The sequence below is a fragment of the Sphingopyxis sp. MWB1 genome, assembly GCF_000763945.1.
Taxonomy (GTDB): Bacteria; Pseudomonadota; Alphaproteobacteria; order Sphingomonadales; family Sphingomonadaceae; genus Sphingopyxis.
Genome location: NZ_JQFJ01000002.1, coordinates 2154354 through 2179590, shown reverse-complemented (window position 1 = coordinate 2179590; position 25237 = coordinate 2154354). Strand labels below are relative to the sequence as shown.

The 25237-nt window shown below is 61.6% G+C and carries 19 protein-coding genes; 6 read left to right on the top strand and 13 right to left on the bottom strand.

What is annotated here, in order from left to right; all coding sequences use genetic code 11:
• Positions 1-74: 74 nt before the first annotated feature.
• Positions 75-2237, bottom strand: coding sequence for an acylase (locus JV18_RS0110880; protein ID WP_200879094.1), 2163 nt, complete (start codon positions 2235-2237; stop codon positions 75-77).
• A 143-nt stretch (positions 2238-2380) separates the two neighbouring features.
• Between JV18_RS0110880 and JV18_RS0110875 the strand changes: the two genes are divergently transcribed.
• The 3 genes from JV18_RS0110875 to clpB all read left to right on the top strand — a co-directional run bounded on the left by JV18_RS0110875 (position 2381) and on the right by clpB (position 7215).
• On the top strand, positions 2381-3946 hold the full coding sequence (locus JV18_RS0110875) for a leucyl aminopeptidase (RefSeq protein WP_033074503.1): 1566 nt from the start codon (positions 2381-2383) through the stop codon (positions 3944-3946).
• A gap of 23 nt (positions 3947-3969) precedes the next feature.
• A complete protein-coding gene (locus tag JV18_RS0110870; protein WP_033074502.1) occupies positions 3970-4557 on the top strand; it encodes a uracil-DNA glycosylase family protein in 588 nt (195 codons plus the stop codon).
• Between the two features lie 75 nt (positions 4558-4632).
• Complete coding sequence (gene clpB / locus JV18_RS0110865) at positions 4633-7215, top strand: ATP-dependent chaperone ClpB (RefSeq protein WP_033074501.1); 2583 nt, start codon at positions 4633-4635, stop codon at positions 7213-7215.
• 78 nt (positions 7216-7293) lie between these two features.
• Here clpB and JV18_RS15055 read toward each other — a convergent pair whose 3' ends face one another.
• Together JV18_RS15055 and JV18_RS0110855 are read right to left on the bottom strand one after the other, a co-directional pair.
• Complete coding sequence (locus JV18_RS15055; protein ID WP_081944769.1) at positions 7294-8280, bottom strand: 2OG-Fe(II) oxygenase; 987 nt, start codon at positions 8278-8280, stop codon at positions 7294-7296.
• A gap of 62 nt (positions 8281-8342) precedes the next feature.
• The gene (locus JV18_RS0110855) at positions 8343-11510 is read right to left on the bottom strand and encodes a TonB-dependent receptor domain-containing protein (RefSeq protein ID WP_235303147.1); all 3168 of its coding nucleotides are present in this window, start codon (positions 11508-11510) and stop codon (positions 8343-8345) included.
• 232 nt (positions 11511-11742) lie between these two features.
• On the opposite strand from JV18_RS0110855, the gene JV18_RS0110850 reads away from it, so the two are divergent.
• The gene (locus JV18_RS0110850; RefSeq protein WP_235303145.1) at positions 11743-13026 is read left to right on the top strand and encodes a hypothetical protein; all 1284 of its coding nucleotides are present in this window, start codon (positions 11743-11745) and stop codon (positions 13024-13026) included.
• A 76-nt stretch (positions 13027-13102) separates the two neighbouring features.
• Here JV18_RS0110850 and JV18_RS0110845 read toward each other — a convergent pair whose 3' ends face one another.
• The 4 genes from JV18_RS0110845 to xseA all read right to left on the bottom strand — a co-directional run bounded on the left by JV18_RS0110845 (position 13103) and on the right by xseA (position 19030).
• Entirely contained in the window at positions 13103-15964 is a 2862-nt protein-coding gene (locus JV18_RS0110845) for a TonB-dependent receptor domain-containing protein (RefSeq protein WP_033074499.1), read from the bottom strand.
• Between the two features lie 255 nt (positions 15965-16219).
• A complete protein-coding gene (locus JV18_RS0110840) occupies positions 16220-17173 on the bottom strand; it encodes a M23 family metallopeptidase (RefSeq protein ID WP_033074498.1) in 954 nt (317 codons plus the stop codon).
• The gene (locus JV18_RS0110835) at positions 17170-17379 is read right to left on the bottom strand and encodes a DUF2093 domain-containing protein (protein WP_033074497.1); all 210 of its coding nucleotides are present in this window, start codon (positions 17377-17379) and stop codon (positions 17170-17172) included. Before JV18_RS0110835 ends, JV18_RS0110840 begins: the two co-directional genes overlap by 4 nt.
• Before the next feature lie 88 nt (positions 17380-17467).
• Positions 17468-19030, bottom strand: coding sequence for an exodeoxyribonuclease VII large subunit (xseA, locus tag JV18_RS0110830; RefSeq protein ID WP_033074496.1), 1563 nt, complete (start codon positions 19028-19030; stop codon positions 17468-17470).
• Here xseA and purD point away from each other — a divergent pair.
• Positions 19029-20306 carry a phosphoribosylamine--glycine ligase gene (gene purD / locus JV18_RS0110825; RefSeq protein WP_033074495.1) on the top strand — a complete coding sequence of 426 codons (1278 nt, stop codon included), beginning with the start codon at positions 19029-19031 and terminating at the stop codon, positions 20304-20306. The two genes, xseA and purD, sit on opposite strands and share 2 nt — an antisense overlap.
• A gap of 71 nt (positions 20307-20377) precedes the next feature.
• A complete protein-coding gene (locus JV18_RS0110820; protein WP_033074494.1) occupies positions 20378-20935 on the top strand; it encodes a hypothetical protein in 558 nt (185 codons plus the stop codon).
• Positions 20936-21009: 74 nt separating this feature from the next.
• On the opposite strand, the gene JV18_RS0110815 is transcribed toward JV18_RS0110820, so the two are convergent.
• From JV18_RS0110815 to JV18_RS0110790, 6 genes are all read right to left on the bottom strand, one after another.
• Positions 21010-21639: a MarC family protein gene (locus JV18_RS0110815; protein WP_033074493.1), complete on the bottom strand. Its 630-nt coding sequence runs from the start codon at positions 21637-21639 to the stop codon at positions 21010-21012.
• Positions 21636-22325 carry a hypothetical protein gene (locus tag JV18_RS0110810; RefSeq protein ID WP_052071904.1) on the bottom strand — a complete coding sequence of 230 codons (690 nt, stop codon included), beginning with the start codon at positions 22323-22325 and terminating at the stop codon, positions 21636-21638. Before JV18_RS0110810 ends, JV18_RS0110815 begins: the two co-directional genes overlap by 4 nt.
• Complete coding sequence (gene folD, locus JV18_RS0110805; protein ID WP_033074492.1) at positions 22325-23224, bottom strand: bifunctional methylenetetrahydrofolate dehydrogenase/methenyltetrahydrofolate cyclohydrolase FolD; 900 nt, start codon at positions 23222-23224, stop codon at positions 22325-22327. The genes JV18_RS0110810 and folD overlap by 1 nt, the downstream gene beginning before the upstream one ends.
• The gene (locus tag JV18_RS0110800) at positions 23224-23523 is read right to left on the bottom strand and encodes a YggT family protein (RefSeq protein WP_033074491.1); all 300 of its coding nucleotides are present in this window, start codon (positions 23521-23523) and stop codon (positions 23224-23226) included. The genes folD and JV18_RS0110800 overlap by 1 nt, the downstream gene beginning before the upstream one ends.
• Before the next feature lie 66 nt (positions 23524-23589).
• Positions 23590-24471, bottom strand: a complete 882-nt coding sequence (argB, locus tag JV18_RS0110795; protein WP_033075261.1) for an acetylglutamate kinase — start codon at positions 24469-24471, stop codon at positions 23590-23592.
• Positions 24472-24524: 53 nt separating this feature from the next.
• Positions 24525-25202, bottom strand: a complete 678-nt coding sequence (locus tag JV18_RS0110790) for a queuosine precursor transporter (RefSeq protein ID WP_033074490.1) — start codon at positions 25200-25202, stop codon at positions 24525-24527.
• Positions 25203-25237 lie beyond the last annotated feature (35 nt).

The window sequence follows — 25237 nt, the reverse complement described above, 5'->3', positions numbered from 1 at the left end:
GCTGCGGCGCCGGATAATCCGGCAGCACCCACAGATGCTGTATGACTGCCTTATTACAGCAAGGCGAAAGGGGTTCAAGGCCGATAGAAGCGCGCCCCGCTGGCCTTGAGCGCCTGCGGATCGAACAGCACGGGCTTCAGCGCATGGCGGACGAACAGCGGCGCCTGGTCATTATAATGCGGGCTCGCCGGCCGCGTCGTCGCGGCGCCAAAGGGCTGGATCGATTCGGACCGCACCCGTCCATCGCGATCCCATGTCACGAACATGATGAAACTGTCGCCGTGGCGCACCTTCAGCCGCCCGTCAGGCTCGACATCCCACAGGGTGGAGGCGCGGATCGTGTCATTGCCGCCATCGAGCGGCAGGTCGACGCGCGCCGCGCCCTCGCCGTGCCTCAGGCGCAGCACCGTGCCCAGCCGCGGGTCGAGCCCGGCGAAATGCTTTTGCAGATGCACCGTCACCTCCTTCAGCGTCTTCATCGGATCGGGCGCGGGGCGGCGCTGATAATGACTGCGGTTGGCGGGGCGCAGCAGCATCAGCGCCAGCGCATCGCCCTTCCCCTTGCCATCGAGGTTCCAGTCCCACTGGCGCAGCAGCGCCTGTGCCCGTTCCAGCGCCGGATCGCCTTTGACATCGAGCGCGAGCAGCCGGTCGATCCACGCCTTGGCATAGCCGGTCTTCGCATAGCTGGTGTCATATTTGATCGCCTTCAGCCGCGCCTCGTCGATCTGGCCCGACGCCTCGAACAGGTCGATCAGCCGCGCCGCGCGGTTGGTCATATCTTCCTCCACCCCCAAAAGCGGCGAAAAGGCCGCGGCGTCGAGCTCGTCGCCCGGTCCGGCGGCGACCCAGGGGCTGTTGTTCGCATTCATCACATAGCCCGAGCGCGGGTTCACCAGCGCGGGCACGCGGCCAAAGGGCAAGGTTTCGGTCCACAGCGCCGCCGACTGATCGCCGGGCAGCACGCCGCGCCAGTCATATCCCTGCGGCCGGTCGGGGAACATGGCGTTATAGAATAGCCCGATATTCCCCTTGGCATCGGCATAGATGAAATTGGTCGCCGGAACCCCCTGCCCCGCCATCGCCGCGCGCCATTCGGCAAAATCGCGCGCCTTGTTCAGCCGGTAATATTGGGTGACCATATCGGCCTGATCCATCCCGGCATAGCGAATGGCAAAGGCGCCTTCGTCATTCTTCACCACCGGCCCATGCACCGAACGCCAGACGGTACGCGGCACGGGCAGCGTGAAGGGCCCAAATTTGACCTTCAGCCACACGCGCTTTTTCTCCAGCGGTCGCCACTCACCATCAAAGCGATAGGCCTCGCCGCTGTCGTCGAGAACCAGCTTGTAAATATCGATCAGGTCGGGCCGGTTTACCGTATTGGTCCAGCCAAGATATTTATTGTGGCCCAGGAAGGGATAGGGCGCCCCCGGAAAGGTCGCGCCCGCAAAATCCCACCCTTCATCGCTATGCACCACCAGTTCATACCAGGCGACGCTGCCGGTCCAGGGCTGGTGCGAATTGGACACGAGCCGGGTCGCTCCATCGGTCGAACGCGCGGGCGCCACCGCCATGGCATTGGATCCATTGTCATCGGGATCGCGGCCCACCGGGGTCAGGGGACGCACGACCGGTTTCGTCTCGTCCGCCAGCGCAGGCCCGCCTTCGCGCGCGAAAGGCTTGGCCTCCACCGCATCGCCCAGCACCGAATCGAGCCCGAAGAAAAAGGGTGAGCGCAGGATGAAGCCCGCCACCACATCCTCGCCCGTCACCGGAAAGAGCCCGCGCAGGGCCACTTCCTCAGGATGCTTCGCCGCATAATGGTTGAGCCCCGCCGCATAGGCGTCGAACAGCCGACGCACATCGGCGGGCAGGCCCGGCCAGTCGCGCGCACTGGTCGCGCGCACATCGAGCAAGGCGGCGACATAATCGATCCGCGCGCCTTCTTCGCCCAGCAAGGCGCCCGCGCGCCCGCGCGTCATCGCCATCACCTGCTGCAGCGTTTCGAAATCATCCTCGGCATGGGCATAGGCGACGCCATAGGCGACATCGGCATCGCTCTTGCCAAAGATATGCGGCACGCCAAAGCGGTCGCGCGCAATCTCCACCCGTTCAGGCTGATAATCTGACGCCGGCGGAGCCGAAGCCGAAGCGGTCAATGGCTCCCAAAAAGCGAGCGCCGCCGCCGCGCCGACCAACAGCAGCACCAATCCAATCAACGCCCGTCGCCACATCTGCTTATGCCCTTCCAATGCCCGCGCCTGTCTGGCGTCAGTCAGGCTTGAACGCAAGCCGCTGTCGTTCGTCGACTGGCACTGGATTAGCGCGGCAGAAAAGCTAAGGCCAACCGATGACCATAATAGGGAGACATTATATCATGCGTTCCAGGGGCCTTCTTCTCGCTGCCTTCCTGTCCTTGGGGGTCGCCCCCGCCGCGCTGGCACAGCCCGTCATCGGATCGGGCATTGTCCCGGCCGCGCAAAATAGCGCCGAGCGTCCCATCGCCTTTGCCGCCACCGCGCCGCAGGGCGCGACGCTCGCGCTTTTGATGGCCGATGAAAAGCTGCCGCCGCTTCCGGGCGTTTCGCTCAGCTCAGCCGAAGAGCAGGCGCTGAACCAGGCCATTGCCGCGGCGAAGTTCACCGGCAAGGCGGGCTCGACGCTGTCGCTTCGCGGCATCGGCGCCTGGCCGCGCATCCTGCTCGTCGGCACCGGCACCGCCCCCAACGCGCTCGCCCTCGCCGAAGCGGGCGGCAAGATCGCGCAGGACCTCAAAAGCGAGGGGCATCCCGTCGCCGTCGCAGGCGCCCCGGGCGCCGCCGCCGCCGAAGTCGCCTATGGCTTCGCGCTCGGCCAATATCGCTTCGATCGCTACAAGACCGTCGACCGCGAAAACCCCGGCGCCGACCGGATTATTTTCGTCAGCGATGCCGCCGACGCGGCGCGGAGCGCTTTTTCCAGTCGCTGGGAACCACTGGCCGAGGGGGTGCGGCTGTCGCGCGACCTCGCCAATGAACCGGCGAATATCATCTACCCCGCCAGCTTCGTCTCCCGCGTTCGCGATGCCTTTTCCGGCGTTGCGGGGGTCAGCATAGAGGTGCTCGACGAAGCCGCGATGCGGAAGCTTGGCATGGGCAGCATCGTCGGGGTCGGGCAGGGCAGCCCGCGCGGTTCGCGCATGATGCTGCTGCGCTATCGCGGCCCGGGCTCGGATGCCGCACCGCTCGCGCTCGTTGGCAAGGGCATCACCTTTGACAGCGGCGGCATTTCGCTGAAGCCCGGATCGGGCATGGGCAATATGAAGGGCGACATGTCAGGCGCCGCCTCGGTCATGGGCACGGCCCTCTCGCTCGCCAAGTCGCGCGCGCCGGTCCATATCGTCGCCGTCGCCGCGCTCGCGGAAAATATGCCCGACGGCAATGCCCAGCGTCCCGGCGACATTGTCCGCACCATGTCGGGCAAGACGATCGAGATGATCAACACCGACGCGGAAGGGCGCCTCGTCCTCGCCGATGCGAATGAATATGTCGCCAAAGCCTATCGCCCGCGCGCCATCGTCAATATCGCGACGCTGACGGGCTCGGTCGTCGGCGCCCTGTCCGACCAATATGCCGGCCTGTTCGCCAATAATGACGGGCTGGCCGACAAATTGCTCGCCGCGGGCAAGCAAAGCGGCGAGGAAGTGTGGCGCCTGCCGCTGCACGACAATTATGCCGAGCGCATGGATTCGGACATTGCCGACATCCGCAACAGCAGCGGCGACGGGCCGGGCGCCAGCCTGGGCGCACATTTCATCGAATTTTTCGTTGAAGAGGATATGCCCTGGGCCCATCTCGACATTGCGGGCATGAACCGCAGCGAGAAAAACCGCCCGCTCGTTCCCAAAGGCATGACGGGCTATGGCGTGCGCCTGCTCGATCAATTTGCGCGGGACGGCTTTTAAACCGGAAAGGTTCATTCCCTAACGTGACAGGCGCCGATGATCGCCCTTTGCTCGAACGCATAGGCGCTTGCCGCGCCTGTCCCGATCTGCCCCTCGGCCCCCGCCCGATTTTGCAATGGAGCCCGCGCGCGCGGATCCTGATCGCGGGGCAGGCGCCGGGGCGCAAGACCCACGCCAGCGGCCTGCCCTTCGACGATGCGTCGGGCGACCGGCTGCGCCGCTGGCTCGGGGTATCGCGCGACACCTTCTACGACCCCGACCGCATCGCCATCCTGCCCATGGCCTTTTGCTTTCCGGGCAGCGGCAAGGGCGGCGACGCGCCCCCGCCAGCGCGATGCGCCGCCTTGTGGCGCGCCGGGCTGCTCGCGCCGCTGACCGCGCTGCAATTGACCATCGCCGTCGGCCGCTATGCCGCCGACTGGCACGATGCGCGCCGCGCGTCGCTGACCGAACGGGTGCGCGACTGGGCGTCCGGCTGGCCGCACCAGATCCTCCTTCCCCACCCCAGCCCGCGCAACAACCGCTGGCTCGCGCGCAACCCCTGGTTCGAGGAGGAGATTATTCCGCGCCTGCAAGAAAGGGTGGCAGACATTCTGTCTTCTCCCGCCTAGGCTGAAGGGCCCGCGGCGCTCTTGTGTTGCCCAAAAGCAACACTATCTTGGATTGCGAGAAAGGATCTTCCCCCCATGAATCTGGAAAAGTTCACCGATCGCGCCAAAGGCTTTTTGCAGGCCGCCCAGACAATCGCGATCCGCATGAATCATCAGCGCATCGCGCCCGAACATATCGCCAAGGCCTTGCTGGAGGATAATCAGGGCATGGCCGCGGGCCTTATCGCCCGCAGCGGCGGCGATACGGCGCGCGCGATCGCGGGTATCGACGCGCTGCTCGCCAAGCTGCCCGCCGTCTCCGGCTCGGGCGCGCAGGCGACGCCGGGGCTCGACAATGATGCGGTGCGCCTGCTCGATCAGGCCGAACAGGTCGCCGCCAAGGCGGGCGACAGCTATGTCACGGTCGAGCGGCTGCTGCTCGCCATGCTGCTTTCCAAATCGACACCCGTGGGCAAGGCCTTTGCCGAGGCGGGGCTGACCGCCGACGCGCTCAACGCCGCGATCAACGATCTGCGCGGCGGCCGCACCGCCGATACGGCCTCGGCCGAGGAGCGTTATGAAACGCTCAAGAAATTTGCCCGCGACCTCACCGAAGTCGCGCGCGAGGGAAAGCTCGACCCCGTCATCGGCCGCGACGAGGAAATTCGCCGGACGGTGCAGATCCTGGCCCGCCGGACCAAGAATAATCCGGTGCTGATCGGCGAACCCGGCGTCGGCAAGACCGCCATCGCCGAAGGGCTTGCGCTGCGTATCGCCAATGGCGATGTGCCCGACAGCCTCAAGGATCGCCGCCTGCTCGCGCTCGACATGGGCGCCTTGATTGCGGGCGCCAAATATCGCGGCGAATTTGAAGAGCGGCTGAAGGGCGTGCTCGACGATGTCAAAGCCGCCGAGGGCGAAATCATCCTCTTCATCGACGAAATGCACACGCTGGTCGGTGCGGGCAAATCCGAAGGCGCGATGGACGCCTCCAACCTGCTCAAGCCCGCCCTCGCGCGCGGCGAACTCCATTGCATCGGCGCGACGACGCTCGACGAATATCGCAAGCATGTCGAAAAAGACCCCGCGCTTCAGCGGCGTTTCCAGCCGGTCTTCGTCGGCGAACCCACGGTCGAGGACAGCATCTCGATCCTGCGCGGGCTCAAGGAAAAATATGAGCTGCACCACGGCGTGCGTATCACCGATGCCGCAATCGTTGCCGCCGCCACCCTGTCCAACCGCTATATCACCGACCGCTTCCTGCCCGACAAGGCGATCGACCTGATGGACGAGGCGGCGAGCCGCATCCGCATGGAGGTGGAATCCAAACCCGAAGAGATTGAAAATCTCGACCGCCGCATCATCCAGATGAAGATCGAGGAATCGGCGCTGGGCAAGGAAAGCGACGAGGCATCAAAGGATCGCCTCGAGAAACTACGCGCCGAGCTCGCCAATCTCGAACAGCAATCATCCGAACTGACGCAGAAATGGCAGGCGGAGAAAGAGAAAATCCACGCCGAGGCGCGGCTCAAGGAGGAGCTCGACGCCGCGCGGTTGCAACTCGAACAGGCGCAGCGCGCCGGCGATCTCGCCAAGGCGGGCGAGCTGAGCTACGGCCGCATTCCCGAGCTCGAAAAGCGCCTCGAAGCGGCGGAGGCCGCCACGGGCAACGCGATGCTGCGCGAGGAAGTGACCGCCGAAGATATCGCCGCTGTCGTCAGCCGCTGGACCGGCATCGCCGTCGACCGGATGATGGAAGGCGAACGCGAAAAGCTCCTCACCATGGAAAGCGCCCTTTCCAAAAGGGTCATCGGCCAGAGCGAGGCGGTCCGCGCTGTCTCCACCGCGGTGCGCCGCGCGCGCGCGGGGCTGCAGGACCCGCATCGTCCGCTGGGCAGCTTCCTCTTCCTCGGCCCCACCGGGGTCGGCAAGACCGAATTGACCAAGGCGCTTGCGGGCTTTCTGTTCGACGATGATCAGGCGATGGTCCGCATCGACATGTCCGAATATATGGAAAAGCACAGCGTCGCGCGCCTCGTCGGCGCGCCCCCGGGCTATGTCGGCTATGAAGAAGGCGGCACGCTCACCGAAGCCGTCCGCCGCCGCCCCTATCAGGTCATTTTGTTCGACGAGGTGGAAAAGGCGCATGGCGATGTGTTCAACATCCTCCTCCAGGTGCTCGATGACGGCCGCCTCACCGACGGACAGGGGCGCACGGTCGATTTCACCAATACGCTGATCATCCTGACCTCGAACCTCGGCAGCCAGGCGATTGCCGCGCTCCCCGACGATGCGCCGGTCGAACAGGCCGAACCTGCGGTGATGGAGATCGTCCGCGGCCATTTTCGCCCCGAATTCCTCAACCGGCTCGACGAGATCGTCCTCTTCCACCGCCTGGGGCAACAGCATATGGGCGGCATCGTCGACATCCAGATCGCGCGCCTGCAAAGGCTGCTCGCCGACCGCAAGATCAGCATCGACCTCACCCCCCCCGCGCGCGACTGGCTCGCCCGCGTCGGCTACGACCCCATCTACGGCGCCCGCCCCCTCAAACGCGCAGTACAAAAATATGTCCAAGACCCCCTCGCCGACATGCTGCTGAAAGGCGAGGTGAAGGATGGGGATGTGGTGAAAGTTGAAGAAGGAGAGGGCAGGCTCACCCTACAGCCCGCCGGTTAAGCATGGATTCGCAAAAGCCCGCTTCTCAGATCCCGTTCAGTCGTGCAGGCGAGAGCAAGCTTATGGGGGCCTTTTAACTTAGAAGGGCTTGCCAGATGGCCCTCTGATATCCAGCGCTTGACGCCTGATCCATTTGGAAAGAATCATTTTTCTACCGGAGATAATCTTGCAGCCAGCGTGGGCAGCCAGCGGGCAAGGCGCGCCCCGTTCATCCACATTTTTAAAAAACACGGCTTCGCCTAATTTGCCCTTATACGCCCATCCCGATGACGGGAAATAAGTCTCTCCGCCTTCATAATGCGTATTCAAATATATAAGAAATGTCAGATCCCTTTGATTGTCGCTGGAAGGGATGACGTCGCTGTGCAACCGATACTCTTCGTCCACATCATAGGAAATTATCTGAGTCGGCTCCCCTTGATTATATGAAGTTCCAGTTGCCGCCGCAATTCTACGATTAATTGCATGGATCACCGGATTCTCATCTATGAAAGGAAAGGATGTAGTGGAAGATTTTCGAACTGGATCGCGGATGAATTCCCCAGTTGCCGGATGTATTACGACTGAAGGCTGCAAACGCGGCATAGCCAAGCTGCAAAGATAGCTACACTCCTCGGGTGATAAGAAGTGAGCCAATTTCCAAATTTGCGGCGCAACAGAAACCCTTTCGCTCTTCCATGTCATGCGAGGATTTCCTTGATCATCCACATCCATGGCCTCAATCAGAGCGAGTTGGCGTTCACTCTCTTCGGCATCGGCACTGGCGCGCAGGCTTCGCAAAGCGGCTCGCCATTCTCGGCACCCCGTCCCGCCAGCTCCATTTGCCAGCAATGCAATGTAAGGCCCTTGGGCTTCTCTAAGACCGCATTGCGCCGCCAAACCAAAGAGGCGACGCGCCTCCACGAGATCCCGACGGATTATGTCCCCGGTCAAGCGCCATTGTGCCAGAGCAAAAGCTGCTTCTGGATCGCCCGCAGAAACCTTTTCTGAAAGCAACTCAAAGGCAGCCCTCACCCCTTTTTGCTGCATCAGCCCGATAGCTTGTTGCCCAGCCCCCACCACCATCTCCCAAAAAAAGGGGGCCGAAGCAAAATGCTTCGCCCCCCATAAACGTAGAAGTTCAGGATTTAGAATTTAGCACGCGCACCCACGTAGAATACGCGCCCCTTGATCCGATAAATCCCGCTGCCACCTCCAATGCCAGTCAGGCCCAGGGGTGGATTGGTGTTGAGAATATTATCAACACCAAGGTCAATATCGAACTCATCATTCAATTCGAATTGAACACGGGCATCGTGATAGAATGTAGCCGGATATTTCCGAACGTCAGCATAGTCTTCATTTTCCGGCTCACGCCCTTGAAGGCTATATATATCCTCATAGTTGTTAAGAACCATGGGGCCGATGTAGCTCATCTTATATCCAAGAGTAACATTGCCCAGCTTCAGGTCTACATTCCAGCGGAATTCATCCTGAGGGTCGCCCAATTCGCTCAAAATTCGATCTTCGTAGTCCGGGCGTGAGGGGTCTTGGAAGTTACTCCGTTCGAATAAGTGGGTATACATAAACCGTGTGCTGAACAGGTTATTGTTCCCAAAGGGCTTGCTATACGCCAGTTCCGTATCAATGCCACGCACCGTTCGAGCGGCGAAATTCAAGGGCGTAATTTCCGCGTCGGCGTCAAGAATCTGTCCAGGAACCTCTTGATTAGGTCCAAGACCGTCTCCCCGATACCGTTGGAAAATATCGCAGAACTGATTGTTAAGATCCGGAAGATCGTAACATGCGTTTACGATCTGTTGCGCGCTGGGTGCAACGATAACATCATCCACCTTCACATCGAAGTAGTCGATCGTCAGCGACAGACCAGGCACCCAACGTGGCTGGATTACTGCCCCAACCGTATAGGAATCGGACTTTTCCTCGCCCAGATTGATGTTGCTGCCGCTAAGAATTTCCAGCGAATAATTGGGCAGGGTGGCAATCGAGGCCAACAAGTCGGGGCCCAGGTCCGCCAGACAATTGGCAGCGCGATACTGAGACCCGGTTCCGATATTGGCAGCACGGCAAGGGTCTTGGAAGCTAGGCGCGTAATTCTGCGTCAGCGGGAAAGACGTCTCGGTGAGATTCGGCGCCCGAACCGATCGGCCATATTGCGCCCGGAACCGAACATCGCGCACCGGCTGCCACTCCACCCCGGCATTATATGCATAGGTAGTGCCGACCGCACCGTCGTAATCGGAAATCCGTCCGGCTCCCGTAATGGTCAGCTCTTCAAAAAACGGACGTTCGGCAAGGAGCGGGATACGGATCTCACCGAAAACTTCCTTAACCTCAAAGGGCTCTGGTTTGAAGGTCGGCAACGCGTTGTAGAAAGTACGACCAGCCTCCACGATCGGATCGGCTTGGTAGAATAATTTTTCTTGGCGATATTCGGCCCCCAATGCGAAGCCGATTGGGCCGCCGGGAAGCTCAAGAAAACCACTCGAATCGCCTGAAACAAAGCCGGAGACCACCAGTTGTTCCAGCGTTGCATGCGAAACAGTATTCTCTACAATATATTCGCCCGCCGCCCGATTATCGCCAGCGCCGAATGGGTTATATGGTACGCAATTTGCAACCTCTTCCGCGAGAGCTTCTGCGCTATCGTAAGGGATCGCCGCACTTGGGTCGATTTGCGAACGGCAAACGATACGACCCGTGGATGGATCACGAGCAGCATCGAACGCAAGCAGAAAACGCTGAGGAACGATATTGCCCAGAATTTCAGTGGCCTCTTTCACACGACCGTAATTGACTGAAACCTCGTAATTCCAGCTCGAAGCAAACTCGCCTCTTAATCCAGCGACAATTCGGAACACATCCCGCTCTGACTTCTCGTCACGGTTTCCGAGATCGGAAAGGAACCGTGAAATATCAAAGCGAAACGAGCCGTCATTGATCGCGGCAATGTCAGCAGCCGTCAGCGGCCGAGAAAGCAACGCATTGCGGATCAAGCTGCCTCGGCGCCCGGACTCGAGCAACTGCTGCTTAATCAGCTCGCGGGCCTGATCGCTCAGGAACGGATTGTCCAGCCGCGGTGCCTCACGGGCATCGCCAAAGGTAAGGAATTGACCTTGAAGAAAGGCTGGCGACGATTGCTGCCCTTGCGTCTTGATATTAACATACTTGGCTTCAATGAACGGCTCAAGCGCCGGGCTGATTTCAAAACGAGCCAGCAAGTTCAAATTTATACGCTGCTGGTTAGGTATAACCGAAAGCAGTTCGCCCTCGCGCCCCGTTTGCCCTCGACCCCCGATCGCTGAACCAATGGGACCGGTGCCGACGATAGAACTCGCATCTTCGGAAACCAGATTGCCATCAGGCGTGAACAACAAGATGCAGTTGTAGGCTACCCCATTGATACCGGTACCGCATGCGGCATCGTTTTCAAAGCGCGAGATAGGAACCAGGGAGTTGTAGAAAATGCTGCGCGAGCGGATATCCTGGAAAAAAGCACGGTCCGGAAAGCCATCGCTTCCTCGCGGGGAGCCAGCGGGATCGATATCAATCGTGAGAAAACCATCATTCCGCCGAAGAAATGATACATCGGATCCGTATACGCGCTCCTGTTTCGAATATTCGCCATGGACTGTTACATTGCCACGGCCATCAGCAAAATTGGTGCCTGCCAAGGCCGAAACATAGCGCGTGGGGAACGTGCCTTCATAATTGAGGCTCGTGTGCCCCCGCAATTGCACACCTTCATAATCATCCTTCAGGATGAAGTTGACCACGCCCGCTATGGCGTCCGATCCGTAGATCGCCGAATTGCCGCCCGTGACAACATCGACCCTTTCGATCAAATCATTCGGGATCGTATTGACGTCTGTTGAAGTCCCGTTGGAGAGAATGTCAGAAGGAACGTGCCGACGACCGTTGACGAGAGTCAGCGTGCGCTGTGTCCCCAGGCCACGCAGGTCGAGAAGGTTGAGCCCGGTGGTGCCCAAAAACCGGCCAGCATTCGACTGGCTGAACGTGCTGCGCAGTTGCGGCAAGTCGTTCAACGTGTCGCCGACATTGATCGACGCCTGCTGGAAGAACTCTTCGCCGGAAAGCACCGTCACGGGAACTGTCGAATCGAGGCTCGGCCGCGCGATACGCGAGCCGGTGACCACGATCGCTTCCTCGCCAACATATTCACTCGAATTGGCAGCGCCCCCTTCCTGCGCATATGCTGAAGGCGAAACCAAGGCGGCGCTCAATACGAGGGGGGCGACCCCCTGCTTGAACTTGAATATTCCTGATGCTTTCACAGCATGATCCCCTGCTACCGGTGATAAAACAGCCGGGGATACATCAAAGAGACGATATTTAGCCTTAGTCAGACCCCCCGGGTGCCTACCGGGATATCGCCCTACCCTGCCGAGTAAAGCCGTTTCGCCCGATTTTTACGCAAAAACCGCTGGGTGTGACTGATATGCAACAGCTCACGTTGGAAATCACGCGCGCCACTCGTCACTGAATCCCCTTGCAGATCCGGACCAATTGGCTAATATTTCGTCGGTTGGTCGAGGCATCGAGCTTCCCTTGAAAAAGGCATCGCCTTGCGGCTCACGCCCGCTTCGCATCGATTACTTATGTGAAGCCTCCCGAGACTTTAGGGAAGAAAAGCTATTGCGACGACTACCCCCCGCTTCCAATCAGTTAATTGGGGACATCGCCGAACAGCCAATGTCGAGAAGGCCGGGCGTAGCCATTACCCCTGCCCTGTCACCAGAGACGGAAAGTGCAAAGCGCCGTAAGGCGGCAGAGAACAGTCTTCCCATTTTCGAAGACGCCTCATGGTTACCTCACCGATACGCTGAAGCCCGTGACGAAATTCACTTTCTAAAAACTGCACGCGGCATCCATCGAAAAGTGACATTCCTGACAGAGGAATATTTACCTTCCGAGGCGGAGCGGATCGCTATTCCTCTTGCTGACATCAAGCAACCGCTTCAAACTTCGCCGATCCATTTCATACTCCATTCGGCCTTTTGCTGCTCGACCCTCTTGGCGCGTGCCTGCGACATTGAAGGCACTGCTATGGGGTTGAAAGAACCGACTATTCTCAACGACCTTGTCGGCTGGAAACGGCGGGGGTGTGATCTGCAAAAGTTGGCGGCCACGCTCGACATTAGCCTCGCCTTGCTCGCTCGCCCGTTTGAGGACGGAGAGGTTAATATCATCAAGCCGTCAAACATCGTAAACAGCTTGGCGCCCGCATTGTTAGGTCTGCGACCTCAATCCCGCGCTATTTTATTATATGCCCCCCTCAGTACGTTTTTGACATCCATCGTAAAGAAGGGTTTGTGGGGACGCTTGTGGGTTCGCGAACTTTTTGCTGGCCTGCGAAGCGATAAGATGATTCAACTGGGCTTCACCGACGAACAACATTTCCTGCAAAGCGATCTACAAATCGCCGCGGCGGGCTGGCTGGCTCAGCAGGATTATTTCTCAAAGCTATGTGAACGCTTCGGGGCAGCGCGTATCAGGACGCTCGACAGCAAGAGCCTTCTCGCCGACCCTCTCAATATGATGGAGAAACTCGCCCAGTTCTACGGGCTTCCGCTGGAGCCAGCTACCCTGAAGGCAGTTGCTGAGGGGCCCGCTTTTACCACTCACTCCAAAACCAAAGAGTTTTTCGGAGCCGAGGATCGTCGCCAGGAATATGATATGGCGGTCGAGGCTCACCGCGACGAAATTGAAAAGGTGACAGTCTGGGCTGAAACCGTTGCTCAAGAGCGAGGGATACCCCTTACGCTACCACTTCCGTTGCTTCTCTCGTAAAGCCCGACATGTTTTTTCACAGAAAAAGATGAGGGAGACCCTTCAAAAGGGCCTCCCTCAGAAAGTCTTCTAGATATTAGAAGCTCATGTTCGCCGACAGGAAGAATGTGCGTCCGAGCACATCATATGTCGCGGGATAAGTATTACCCGAATTGTGCGTTGTCGTTCCGATATAGGAGCTGACAACCGGGGGATCTTTATCCAGCAAGTTCTGCACAGTGAAAGTCAGCTGGAAATTGTCCGAAACATGGGGACGAAGCGACAGATCGAAATAGCTGTACGAATCGATCGACAGATAATCCGGGTTTATACCAGCCGTGGGCAGACCACGCTCATATTCAACTCCGTCGATCCAGCGCCACAAGAGCGAAACATCGCCAAAGCCGTCAATATTGGCGGTGGTGCGCAGATTGAACTTCCATTCCGGCATAATCTCGCCCTGCGAGAACCCGCAATTGGTGCTATATTGCCCCACACAATCACGGAAAGCCGTCGTGGGGCTTGCCTTGAACTTCAGATCTTTGGTCCAGGTACCAGTGAAGTCATAAGACAGTGCGCCAAAGCTGACAGGGACCTTATAGGTAAGGCGAGCGTCGACGCCCGAGGTTTTGATCTCACCCTGATTAGTCAGATTGAGAAGCAGCCCCGGAGTATCTCCGCCGCCATTCAGTGAGCCGTTCAACGGATTGCGCCGAACCAGCGCACAAGCTGCAGCATCGCCGTCCTCGAAGCAAGGATCCAGGATGTCGCCGGGCACAGGCGTGGTGATGGCGTCGGCAATCTTGATATTGAAATAATCGAGCGTAACCGAGAAGCCCGGAACCTGAGGCGGCGTCAGGACCACACCAATTGTGTAGCTATCCGCTTTTTCGACTCCGAGGGCAGGGTTGCCGCCGCTCGTTGCATTGATCTGGCCCGCCGAAGGAGCGGGAATTGAGCCAATGCTTCCTGCCGGTGCACCCTGTGCAATACAAATAGCCGTCAGCGCAGCATTGCCCACCGGCAACGCCCCTTGGCAGGGGTCCACGGCCAAATTGGTCAGACCTGTCGTAACAGGAAGAAACAGCTCTGAAATGTTCGGCGAGCGCGCGGCGTGCTGGAAGATGCCGCGTACCTTGTAACCACGCGCCGGCTCCCACGAGCCCCCGACTTTATAAGTCCAATTGGTCCCGGAGGTCGAATAGTCCGAATAGCGAGCGCCAGCCTCCAAAGTCAGACTGTGGAATCCGGGCACATCTTCGATGATCGGAACGATAAGCTCGCCGAACAATTCCTTGACGTCATACCCGCCAGAGAAGCTGGGAGACGGAGCGCCCGTACCCATAACCTCATCCTGCGTACCGAAAGCCGCGTCAGAAATCTGGCTTGCTTTATATTCGCGATACTCCGCGCCGACAGCGAAGCCGATAGGGGTGTTGGCAAACAGAAAGCTCTCGTTACCAAATTCACCGGACAAGCTGGCATTCACTACTGCAAGCGAAGTTGTAACCGTCGTGATGGCCGGAGCATTGATAAAATCAATCGTCCGCTGATCAATTGCCTGGCCATCGCCGAAGAGATTAACCGGGTAGCAGCCGTTCGAATTGTCAACGCAAGTTTCGGTATCAACAGCGCGCAAGGTCTGCTGCAAACGTGACTTCAAACCCCAATTGCGCGCGGTCTGCGTACGGTCCGACTGGCCATAGGTGCCATAGACATCGAACTTGACCGTATCGGTCACCGATCCGCGAACACCACCCCAAATCTGGAACTGGTTGGTAACATAGTCGGTTTCACGCGCGCCCATTTCCACCAGACGGCGGTTCACAATCGTCGGAACTTCGAGATAGTTGGGATCCGTGGGGTCGGCAGCAGCGCCGGCGGCCGAACAGCGCGCCGCATCAATGCCATTGGCGTCGCAAAGATCGTTCCGAATGGAATCATTGATGAAGGGGTTGTTCAGAGGAAACTGCCACGTATCCCCGAACATGCCAGAGGGCGCCAGTCGCAACGACACGGTGCTTTTGGTGAACATGCCCTTGGTATAGACTTCAATATCGTCGGCGACCTCGTAGCGAGCAGCGCCAAAGATGTTGAAACGCTCCATCGGCGTCTGGAAATAGTTAAAGGGCGCAAAATTGAAGCTGCTATATGTCGGGACCAGCTCACCCGTGTCGGGATCATATTGGTCGCCGTTCAAGCGGGTGGGTACAGCAGTCCCCGAACCCAGTACATCACCGCTCACCCAAAGAGCTGAACGAGATACCGCGCGATCACCTTGCAGCACAGGGTCGATCTGCGTGTAACCCACGCTCAGCACGGCATTACCGCGGCCATCATCAAAATTGGCCCCTGCCGTAACATTGGCCGTAAAGCGCGCACCATCCCCACGCTGGGTCAAACCGGTGCCAACCGAGGCTTCCAAGCCAGAAAAGTCGCGCTTGAGGATGAAGTTTGCAACACCTGCAACGGCGTCCGCACCATAAACGGACGAGGCACCGCCGGTAACGATTTCTACCTGCTCAATCAACGCAACCGGCAGAATGTTCAGGTCCGTCTCGCTCTGGAGACTTGAAGGCACAAGACGGGTCCCGTCGAGGAGCACGAGGTTACGGTTGGTATCGAGGCCGCGCATGTTGAGCGTAGCGAAGCCGCCGCTGCCATTATTCACATTGCTGCCGATGCCAGGAGAAACGCCCGGCAGTTCGCCAACCAGATCTTCGGCGCTCGCCGTTTGGCGAAGAGATGCTTCATCCCGGCCAATCACCTGCACCGGGCTGGACTGGACCAGATTGGGGTTGGTAATACGCGAGCCGGTAACAACGATCACCTCGTTAACCGAAACGGCCGCTTCGTCGCCAGACGCATCCTGCGCGAATGCGGGTGCCGAAACCAAGGCGACGCCCATAACGATCGGCGCCGCGCTCAATTTCAACTTTGAAAAATGCGTGTTCTTCACAGTGCAGTTCCCTTGCTACTGATGGTTATATCACCCGAATGAACGACGCGCGCCGATGCAACATCCGCCGCGTCATACACCCCGATACAGCGAGGGATGGGCTTTCGTTCATTTTGAGTAAAGCAAAATCGGCCAATTTCCGTGGTTTCAAACCGCTGTGTGACCGATTTGCAACACCAGCAAATGACAACGCAACACATCTGGCCTCGAGTGTTAATATGACGAAACTATGTTTCGATTGTTACCATTATTGTTTTAGGGCGAAGCCATCGCACCCACCAGTTTCCCCGGGTCCAGTCGCGCCGCGCCCCATTTCATGCCCCAGTGCATATGGGGGCCGGTGGCGCGGCCGGTGGCGCCGACGGTGCCTAGGCGCTGGCCTTGCACGACGCGGTCGCCGACTTTGACGTCGAGGCTTTGGCAATGGAGGAAGGCGCTGTTCAGGCCCATGCCATGGTCGACGATCAGCAATTTGCCTTCCAGCGTGAAGGGCTGATCGGCGGCGAGCACGACGACGCCATCGGCCGGGGCGGCAAAGGGGGTGCCCGCGGGCACGGCGATGTCGGTGCCGCTATGATAGCTGCCGGGCTTGCCCTGATAGACGCGCTGCGATCCGAAAAAGCCCGAAAAACGCCCTTTGACCGGCCAGATGAAGCTCTGTCGCCAGCCGTCCGATTCGACCTTGCGGGCGCGGGCTTCGCCGATCTGGGCCAGTTCGGCGGGGCGGCGGCGCTGGAATTCGGCGCTGCTCGACGCGCTGCCGCGATAGGGGGCGTTGACATGCTCGATCCGCCACTGGCCCGGGGTTACCGCCAGCGTGCGCTCAACCCGCTTTCCATTGGCCAATTCGGCGACCAATAGCGCCTCGGCGGCCGCGTCGCGGTCAAAGGCGATCAGGAAACGCCCGTCCTTTGCCACCTCGACCGGCTGGCCATTAAAGAGAAGGCGCTCGGTGCCGCTGGGCGCCAATCCCGTCATCGCCCCGCCTTGTTCGGCCTGGCCAGTGAGAACAAAGTCGGCCCGCACGGGTTCGGGCGGGGGCAAGGGCGCGGGGGTCGGGGTGGGGGGCGGCGCCTTGCTGACCGACAGCGGCGCGGCGGCTTCTTCCTCTGCGCCATTGGCTTCGCTCGCCGCGGGCACGCACGCTGCAAGCGCCGCCAGCAGGGTGATGGAGGCGGCCTTGGGCATCGACCCGTGCGCGCCCCTCATTTCGGCGCGTCTTCCAGCAGCGCCTGCACCGAAATGGCGGCGGTCGCATAGGCTTCCTGCCGCTCGACCGACCAATAGCGCAGCTCGTCAAGCCCGATCGCCGCGCCGGTGACCGCGCAGGTCACATGGTCGCCGGGCGACAAGATCTTGAAGCCATTCGGCCCATATTGCAGGCGGGCAAGGCGGTTTCGGCTGGCAATCAACATGGGCGCTCACATTCAAAAGGGAAGATCATCGGGCGGAGTATAATCATAATGGCGCGCGCGGCCAGTCCGGGCGATTCCACAATCGGCGTCAAAAAAGCTCGCCCTGCTCCTTGGGCTTTTTGGCTTTGGCTCGCGGTGAAGGGGCGAGCGCGGCGACAGGTGCAGGCGCAGCGCCCGCGCCCTCAGCGACGAGGACCGAGACCCCGCCGTCGGCAAAGTGCAGCTTCATCCTGCCTGCCGCGCGGGCGCCGGCCGCGGTGCTGATCACCGCGTCATCGTCGGCGCTTCGCACCATGGCATAGCCGCGCGCCAGCAGCGCGCGCGGATCAAGCGAACTGAGCAGGCGTCCCAGCCCATCAAGCCGCGCGCGGTCGCGCTGCCAATTGCGCTCCAGCAGGGCGGGGCGCAAAATATGCGCGCGGCTGGTCAACCTTTCCTCGGTCCGCGCCATCTGGTTGCGCGTCCATTGCTCCATATGACGGCATGTGCCCACAAGCTGCTGCTGCCGCGCCGTGAACAGCGCGGTCGGCGGGGGCAGCAGGCGTTCCAGCGCCGCGAAACGCTCGGCGGCGCGGTCGAGGCGGTGGTGGAGCGTCCGATCGAGCCGCCCCTCGGCTTCATCAAGGCGCTGGCGCTGCGGCGCATAAAGGCTCTCGCGGCGCGGCAGATGGCGGGCGAGCGCGGCGAGCCGCTCCCCGCCGAGCAGGCGCACGCGATTGGCCGCGCCCATCAGCCGCCCTTGCCATGTCGCAAGCTGTGCCTGCAGTTCGGCGCGCACCGGCACCGCCATCTCGGCTGCCGCCGTAGGCGTGGGCGCGCGGCGGTCGGCGGCATAGTCGGCCAGGGTGACGTCGGTTTCATGCCCCACCGCGCTGATCACCGGAATCGAGCAATCGGCGATGGCGCGTACCACCGGTTCTTCGTTGAACGCCCACAGATCCTCGATCGACCCGCCGCCGCGCGCGACGATCAAGAGGTCGGGCCGGGGCACCGCGCCCCCGGGCCGAAGCGCGTCAAAGCCGCGCACCGCATTGGCGACCTGCGCCGCCGCGCCCTCTCCCTGCACCAGCACGGGCCAGACGAGCACATGCGCCGGACAGCGATCCGCCAGCCGGTGCAATATGTCGCGGATCACCGCCCCCGTCGGCGATGTCACCACGCCGATGGTGCGCGGCAGAAAGGGCAGACCCTGCTTGCGCTCCCGGTCGAAAAGCCCCTCGCCGCCCAGCCGCGCCTTGAGCTTTTCGAAAAGCAGCATCAGCGCGCCTTCGCCCGCCACCTCCAGGCTGTCGACGACGAGCTGATATTTGGACCGCCCGGCATAGGTGGTGACGCGCCCCGTCGCGATCACCTCGATCCCGTCTTCGGGCCGAAAGGCGAGCCGCGCCGCCTGCCCCTTCCACATCACCATGTCGATCAGCGCATTATCGTCCTTGAGCGCGGCATAGAAATGCCCCGACGCCGCGCGTTTGGCGCCCGACAATTCGCCGCGCACCCGCACGCGCGAAAAGCCGTCCTCTACCGCGCGCTTGATCGCGGCGGATAATTGGCCGACCGACAGGGCGGGTGCATTGTCGCCGCGCGATGCCTCGGCTAACAGCCGCGCGGGCGTATCGCCATCGGACGCCGGATCGGGAAAAGGAGCTACCATGAATATCCTGCTTATCGGGTCGGGGGGCCGCGAACATGCCCTCGCCTGGCAACTGGCACAATCGCCAAGCTGCGCCAAGCTCTATGCCACCCCCGGCAACCCCGGCATTGAAACCTATGCCGAATGCGCGCCGATTGCGGTCGACGATCTCGACAAGCTGGTCGCCTTTGTCGAGGCGCATCGCATCCAGCTGGTCGTGGTGGGGCCAGAGGCGCCGCTGGTCGCGGGGCTGGGCAATCGCCTCCGCGCGCTTGGCATTGCCGTTTTCGGCCCCGATGCCGCCGCCGCCCAGCTGGAGGGGTCCAAGGGTTTTACCAAGGATTTATGCGCCCGCGCAAACATCCCGACCGCCGCCTATGTCCGCTGCACCAGCGCGCAGGAGGCGCTCGCCGCGCTCGATGATATCGCCATTCCCGTGGTGATCAAGGCCGACGGGCTGGCCGCGGGCAAGGGCGTGATCATTGCCGAAAGCCGCACCGAGGCCGAGGGCGCCATCGCCGACATGTTCGGCGGCGCCTTTGGCGGCGCAGGCGCCGAAGTGGTGATCGAGGAATTTATGACCGGGGAGGAAGCGAGCTTCTTCGCCCTGTCCGACGGCCAGCATGTCGTCGCCTTTGGCAGCGCGCAGGATCACAAGCGCGTCGGCGACGGCGATGTCGGCCCCAACACCGGCGGCATGGGCGCCTACAGCCCCGCGCCCGTCCTCACGCCGGAATTGCAACAGGCGGTGATGGATCAGATCATCCGCCCCACCGTCGACACGCTCGCCGCCGATGGCACCCCCTATGTCGGCGTGCTCTTCGCCGGGCTGATGCTGACCGAGGCGGGACCAAAGCTCATCGAATATAATTGCCGCTTCGGCGATCCCGAATGCCAGGTGCTGATGATGCGCTTCAAGGGCGATTTCGCCGCGCTCCTCCACGCCGCCGCCACCGGAACGCTTGCCGAGGCTCCCGCGCCCACCTTCACCGGCGGCTATGCGCTGACGGTGGTGATGGCGGCAAAGGGCTATCCCGGCACGCCCGAAAAAGGCGGCGCGATCCGCCATATCGCCGATGCCGAAGCCGGCGGGGTGCGCGTCTTTCACGCGGGCACCGCGCGCGCCGATGGCGTGCTCGTCGCCGCCGGGGGCCGCGTGCTCAATGTCACCGCCATTGCCCCCACCGTCACCGAAGCGCAGGCGCGCGCCTATGCGGCGGTCGACAAGATCGACTTTGCCTCGGGCTTTTGCCGCCGCGACATCGGCTGGCGCGAAGTCGCACGCGAGGCGCGCTGATCCGCCCCCGTGGCGGGGTGGACCCCCGGGCTTCCCCGTCATAAACTGATCGAACAGCAGGGAGAATGTCTATGCTCTGGCTTCAGGAAAATTGGATCGTCGCGCTGGTCGTGGCGATCGTCGCTATCGCGCTTGTCTGGTGGCTTTTTGCCCGCAACCGCCCCGAAATGCCGGACGAGGTGGCGCCGCCCGCGGCCCCCGAAAAACCGGCCAAGCCGCTCGAACCCAAAAAGCCCGATATCATCGCGGCCGAACCCGCGCGCTTCAAAAAGCCCGAACCCGCGCCCACCGCGCCTCCAGCCGAGCCGCCCGCGCCCCCCGTCGCCGCGCCGGGGATCGAGCGGATGCCGCCCGCCGACGCCGTACCCTCGGCCCAGCCGGCGGATAATCTGCAATTGATGAAGGGTGTCGGGCCAAAGCTGGTCACGCTGCTCAACAGCCTTGGCATCACCCGCTTTGAACAGATCGCCGCCTGGACCGAGGAAGATATTGCGGCGATCGATCCCCAGCTCGGCACTTTTCAAGGGCGGATCACGCGCGACAATTGGGTCGATCAGGCGGGCTATCTCGCGCGCAAGGATCAGGCCGGTTTCGAAGCCAAATATGGCGCGCTCGGCGGAACGCTCTGATCGTCAAGAACATGGATTGTTAAAGGGGGGCGGGCGCACCAGCGCACCGCCCCCTTCTTTGTCAGCCCGGCGTGTCACCCCAGCGAGGGGAAACTCGCCTTCAGCCCGTCGATCACAAATTGCGCGGCCAGCGCGGCCAGCAACACGCCCAGCAGGCGCGTGATCACCGCCTCGCCCTGCTGCCCGATCAGGCGCATCAGCGGCCCGGCGCTCAGTAGCGCGGCGAGCGTCAACAGCAGCACCAGCGACAGCGCGGCAAAGATCACAAAGGCATTTTCCAGCCCGTGATTATGCGACACCAGCAGCATCACCGACGCAATCGAGCCGGGACCCGCCAGCATCGGCATCGCCATCGGAAACACCGACACATCCTCGACCTCGGGGGTCGCCATCACCTTTTCGGCGCGCTGTTCGCGCCGTTCGGTGCGCTTTTCAAACACCATGTCGATGGCGATCATGAACAGCATGATCCCGCCCGCGACGCGGAAACTGTCGAGGTCGATGTGCAGAAAGGACAGCAAGGCTTCGCCGAACATGGCAAAGAAAATCAGGATACAGCCCGCGATCAAAATGGCGCGCACCGCCATGGCGCGGCGCTGCGCCGCGCTCGCCTCGGCGGTCAGGCTCGCATAAATGGGCGCACAGCCCGGCGGGTCGATCACCACGAACAGGGTGACAAAGGCAGAGATGAACAGGTCGATCATGGAAGGCCCGCCCCCTCGACCCGGTCGTCGATCACATTTTCCATCGCCTCGCCATTCCACAACCGCACGATCAGGCGCGGCTTGCCCCGGCTATCGGCGGAAACATCCCATTCCAGCGTCGCATCCTTTGCCATGCCCGCTACCATCGCTGCGGCCGGATTGCCGCCGGGCGGCGGCAGCGCCTCGCGCCGGGGCTTGCACGCCGCCTTGCGCGTCGCAATGAAATCGGGGGCGATGCGCGGGCTGTCCAGCCGGTCGCCCATTCGCAGCGCCCAGTGCAGCTTACCCTTGTCATCGCGCAGCCAGACGCTGTTGAAAAAGCCCGTCTCGCCGCCCTTTTGCCACGCGCCGCTCGTCACGCCGACATTGCCGTCGCAGCTATAATAAACCGCATGGGGCTGCCAGCGCAGCGGCTCCGCGGGCTCGTGCTGCTGTCTCAGCCAGTCGCGCGCCACCACCCGCTCCGGCACGAACATCAGCGCGTCGGGATGCGCGGTTTCGCGAAAGGCCGCCCACTGGCCTTTCTGCTCAGCCAGTTGCGCAAAGCCGATCTCGGCGGCGACAAAGGCGCTGGGATTGGCCGCCAGCGGCCGCTGATATATGTCGCCGCGCGGCGCGGCGGCGCAGGCGGAAAGCAGGGACAGGGTCAGCGCCGCGGCAATGCCCCGTATCCCGGCGATCCGCATCAAAACCCCTCGGGGTCGGCAAGGCCCGCGCGGCGGTGCGCGGCAACCAGCGTATTGCGCAGCAGGCAGGCGATGGTCATCGGGCCGACACCGCCCGGAACCGGGGTAATCGCGCCCGCCACTTCGGCGACGCCCATATAATCGACATCGCCGACCAGCCGTCCCTTGGCCTCGCCTTCTGCGGGGGGCAGACGGTTGATCCCGACGTCGATGACGATCGCGCCGGGCTTGATCCAGTCGCGCTTGACCATCTCGGCACGGCCGACCGCCGCCACGACAATGTCGGCGCGGCGCACCAGCGCGGGCAGATCGCGCGTCCGGCTATGCGCCATGGTGACGGTGCAATTGGCGCCCAGCAGCAATTGCCCCATCGGCTTGCCGACCAGAATCGACCGGCCGACGACAATCGCATCCTTGCCGCTCAGATCGCCCAACCGGTCCTGAAGCAGCAACAGGCAGCCATAGGGGGTGCAGGGCACCATGCCGGGGATGCCGAGCGCAAGGCGCCCCGCGCTCACCGGGGTCAATCCGTCGACATCCTTGTCGGGATGGATGGTGGCGACCGCCCTTTGCTCGTCAAGGTGCGAGGGCAGCGGCAATTGCAGCAAAATGCCATCGACGGCCTCGTCGGCGTTAAGCTCTGCCAACAGCGCCTCGACCTCGTCCTGCGTCGCGCTCGCGGGCAGCCGATGTTCGAAACTTTCCATGCCCGCGGCGCGCGTCGCCTTGCCCTTCGACCCGACATAGACCGCGCTTGCGGGATCGTCGCCGACCAGCACGACCGCCAGTCCCGGCGCGCGGCCCGTCGCGGCGCGAAAGGCGGGAACAGCCTCGGCGATGCGCGCCCGCAGGCCCGCGGCAAAGGCCTTGCCGTCAATCATCCCGGATGCGGCGGCCATCAGACCATTCCGCTGTTATAGGCAAAGCGCGCGAGATATTGCAGCACCGGCCCCTGGATGATGATGATCAGGATCAGCACCAGCATCGGGGTCAGGTCGAGCCCGCCGAAATCGGGCATGATGCGCCGGAAGGGGCGGTAGAGCGGCTCGGTGATCCGGTCGAGCACGTTCCAGAGCTGGCCGACAAATTCATTATGCGTGTTGATGACGTTGAACGCGATCAGCCACGACATCACCGCCTGCGCGATGATGAACCACCATAATATGGTGAGCAAAATATCCACGATCTGGAGAAGCATGAGAAACAAGGTCGATCTCCGTAATGCTGCGACGTAATGCCGAGAGGCTTTTTATGGATATGGCTTTTAGCGATGGATCAGCGTGCCTGCACCCCTTGCCGTGAAAATTTCCAGCAACATGCCATGGGGGATGCGTCCGTCCAGAATCACCGCGGCTTCGACCCCGGCATCGACCGCCGACAAACATGTGTCCACCTTGGGGATCATTCCGCCGGTAATCGTCTCATCGGCCTTTAACCCGTCAATGGTCTTGCGATCGAGATCGGTCAGCAGCGTCCCTGCCTTGTCGAGCACCCCGGCGACATCGGTCAGCAGAAAGAAGCGCTTGGCGCCCAGCGCGCCCGCAATCGCGCCCGCCATCGTGTCGGCATTGATATTATAGGTGGCGCCATCGGCGCCCAGCGCCACGGGGGCGACCACCGGAATAAAATTGTCATTCGCCAAATTGGTCAGGATCGTCGGATCGACCGCCACCGGTTCGCCGACGAAACCCAGGTCGACATGGCGCTCGATCCCCGAGGTCGGGTCGGGCTGGGTGCGCCGCACCTTTTCGGCGAGCACCAGATTGGCATCCTTGCCCGACAGGCCGACCGCGCGCCCGCCGAGCGCGGCGATCCAGCCGACGATTTCCTTGTTGATCTTGCCCGCCAGCACCATTTCGGCGACTTCGGCGGTCGCGGCATCGGTCACGCGCAGGCCGCCGACAAAAGTCGATTCGATCCCCAATTGCTTCAGCATCGCCCCGATCTGCGGGCCGCCGCCATGGACGACGACCGGATTGATCCCGACGGCCTTCAACAGCACGACATCTTCGGCAAAGTCGCGCTGCGCTTCGGGGTCGCCCATCGCATGGCCGCCATATTTGATCACAAAGGTCTCGCCGGCATAGCGCTGCAGATAGGGCAGCGCCTCGACCAGCGTCCCCGCCTTGGCGAGCAGGTCGGTCATGGCCGATGCGTCGGGGGGCGAGGCAGCGGCAGGCGAGGAGGCGGGATTGGGGTTCATGCGGCGACCTTTTTATCCATATGGCGGCCAAGCGCGACAAGGCCGGTAATCACGAAAGGAATGACGAGCAGCGAGAGCAGCACTTTGGCGATCATCTGCCCCGCCATCAGATTGGCGATGGGAAAGACGCCGTAAAAGGCGATGGTGATGAACAGCAAGGTGTCGACGATCTGGCTGAGCGCACTCGCCACCGCGCCGCGTGCCGCCAGCCACAAGGACCCGCCGCGCGCGCTTCCGTCTCCCCTCAGCTTCGAAAAAATCGTCACATTCAGCAATTGCGACGTTCCATAGGCAACAATTCCGGCCGCCATCAGGCGCGGCGTCTGCCCCAATATCATCTCGAACGCCGCCAGCCTTTCGGCCTCCATCTTGGGCGCGGCGGGCAGCATATAAACGAGCGCGGTAAGCAAAATAGACAAAATTAAGGGAATAAAACCCCAAACTACCATCCGGTTCGCCATGCGCTGCCCATGCAGCTCCGCCGTCGCGCTCGACAGGGCGACGAGCAGAAGAAAGGCGAAAATCCCCGCTTCCACGGCCAGCCAGCCGCCCAGCGCGACCTGCTTGTTGCCCAGCACCCCGGCCAGCACAACCATCCCCCCGTAAAGGAGAGCGAAAAGAAACAGCGAAGGCAATACAGCCCGCGGCAAAGCCGCCGAAGTCAGGTCGGTCATCGCTGCCCGATAGTCGTTTTTCGAGATGCTGGAAA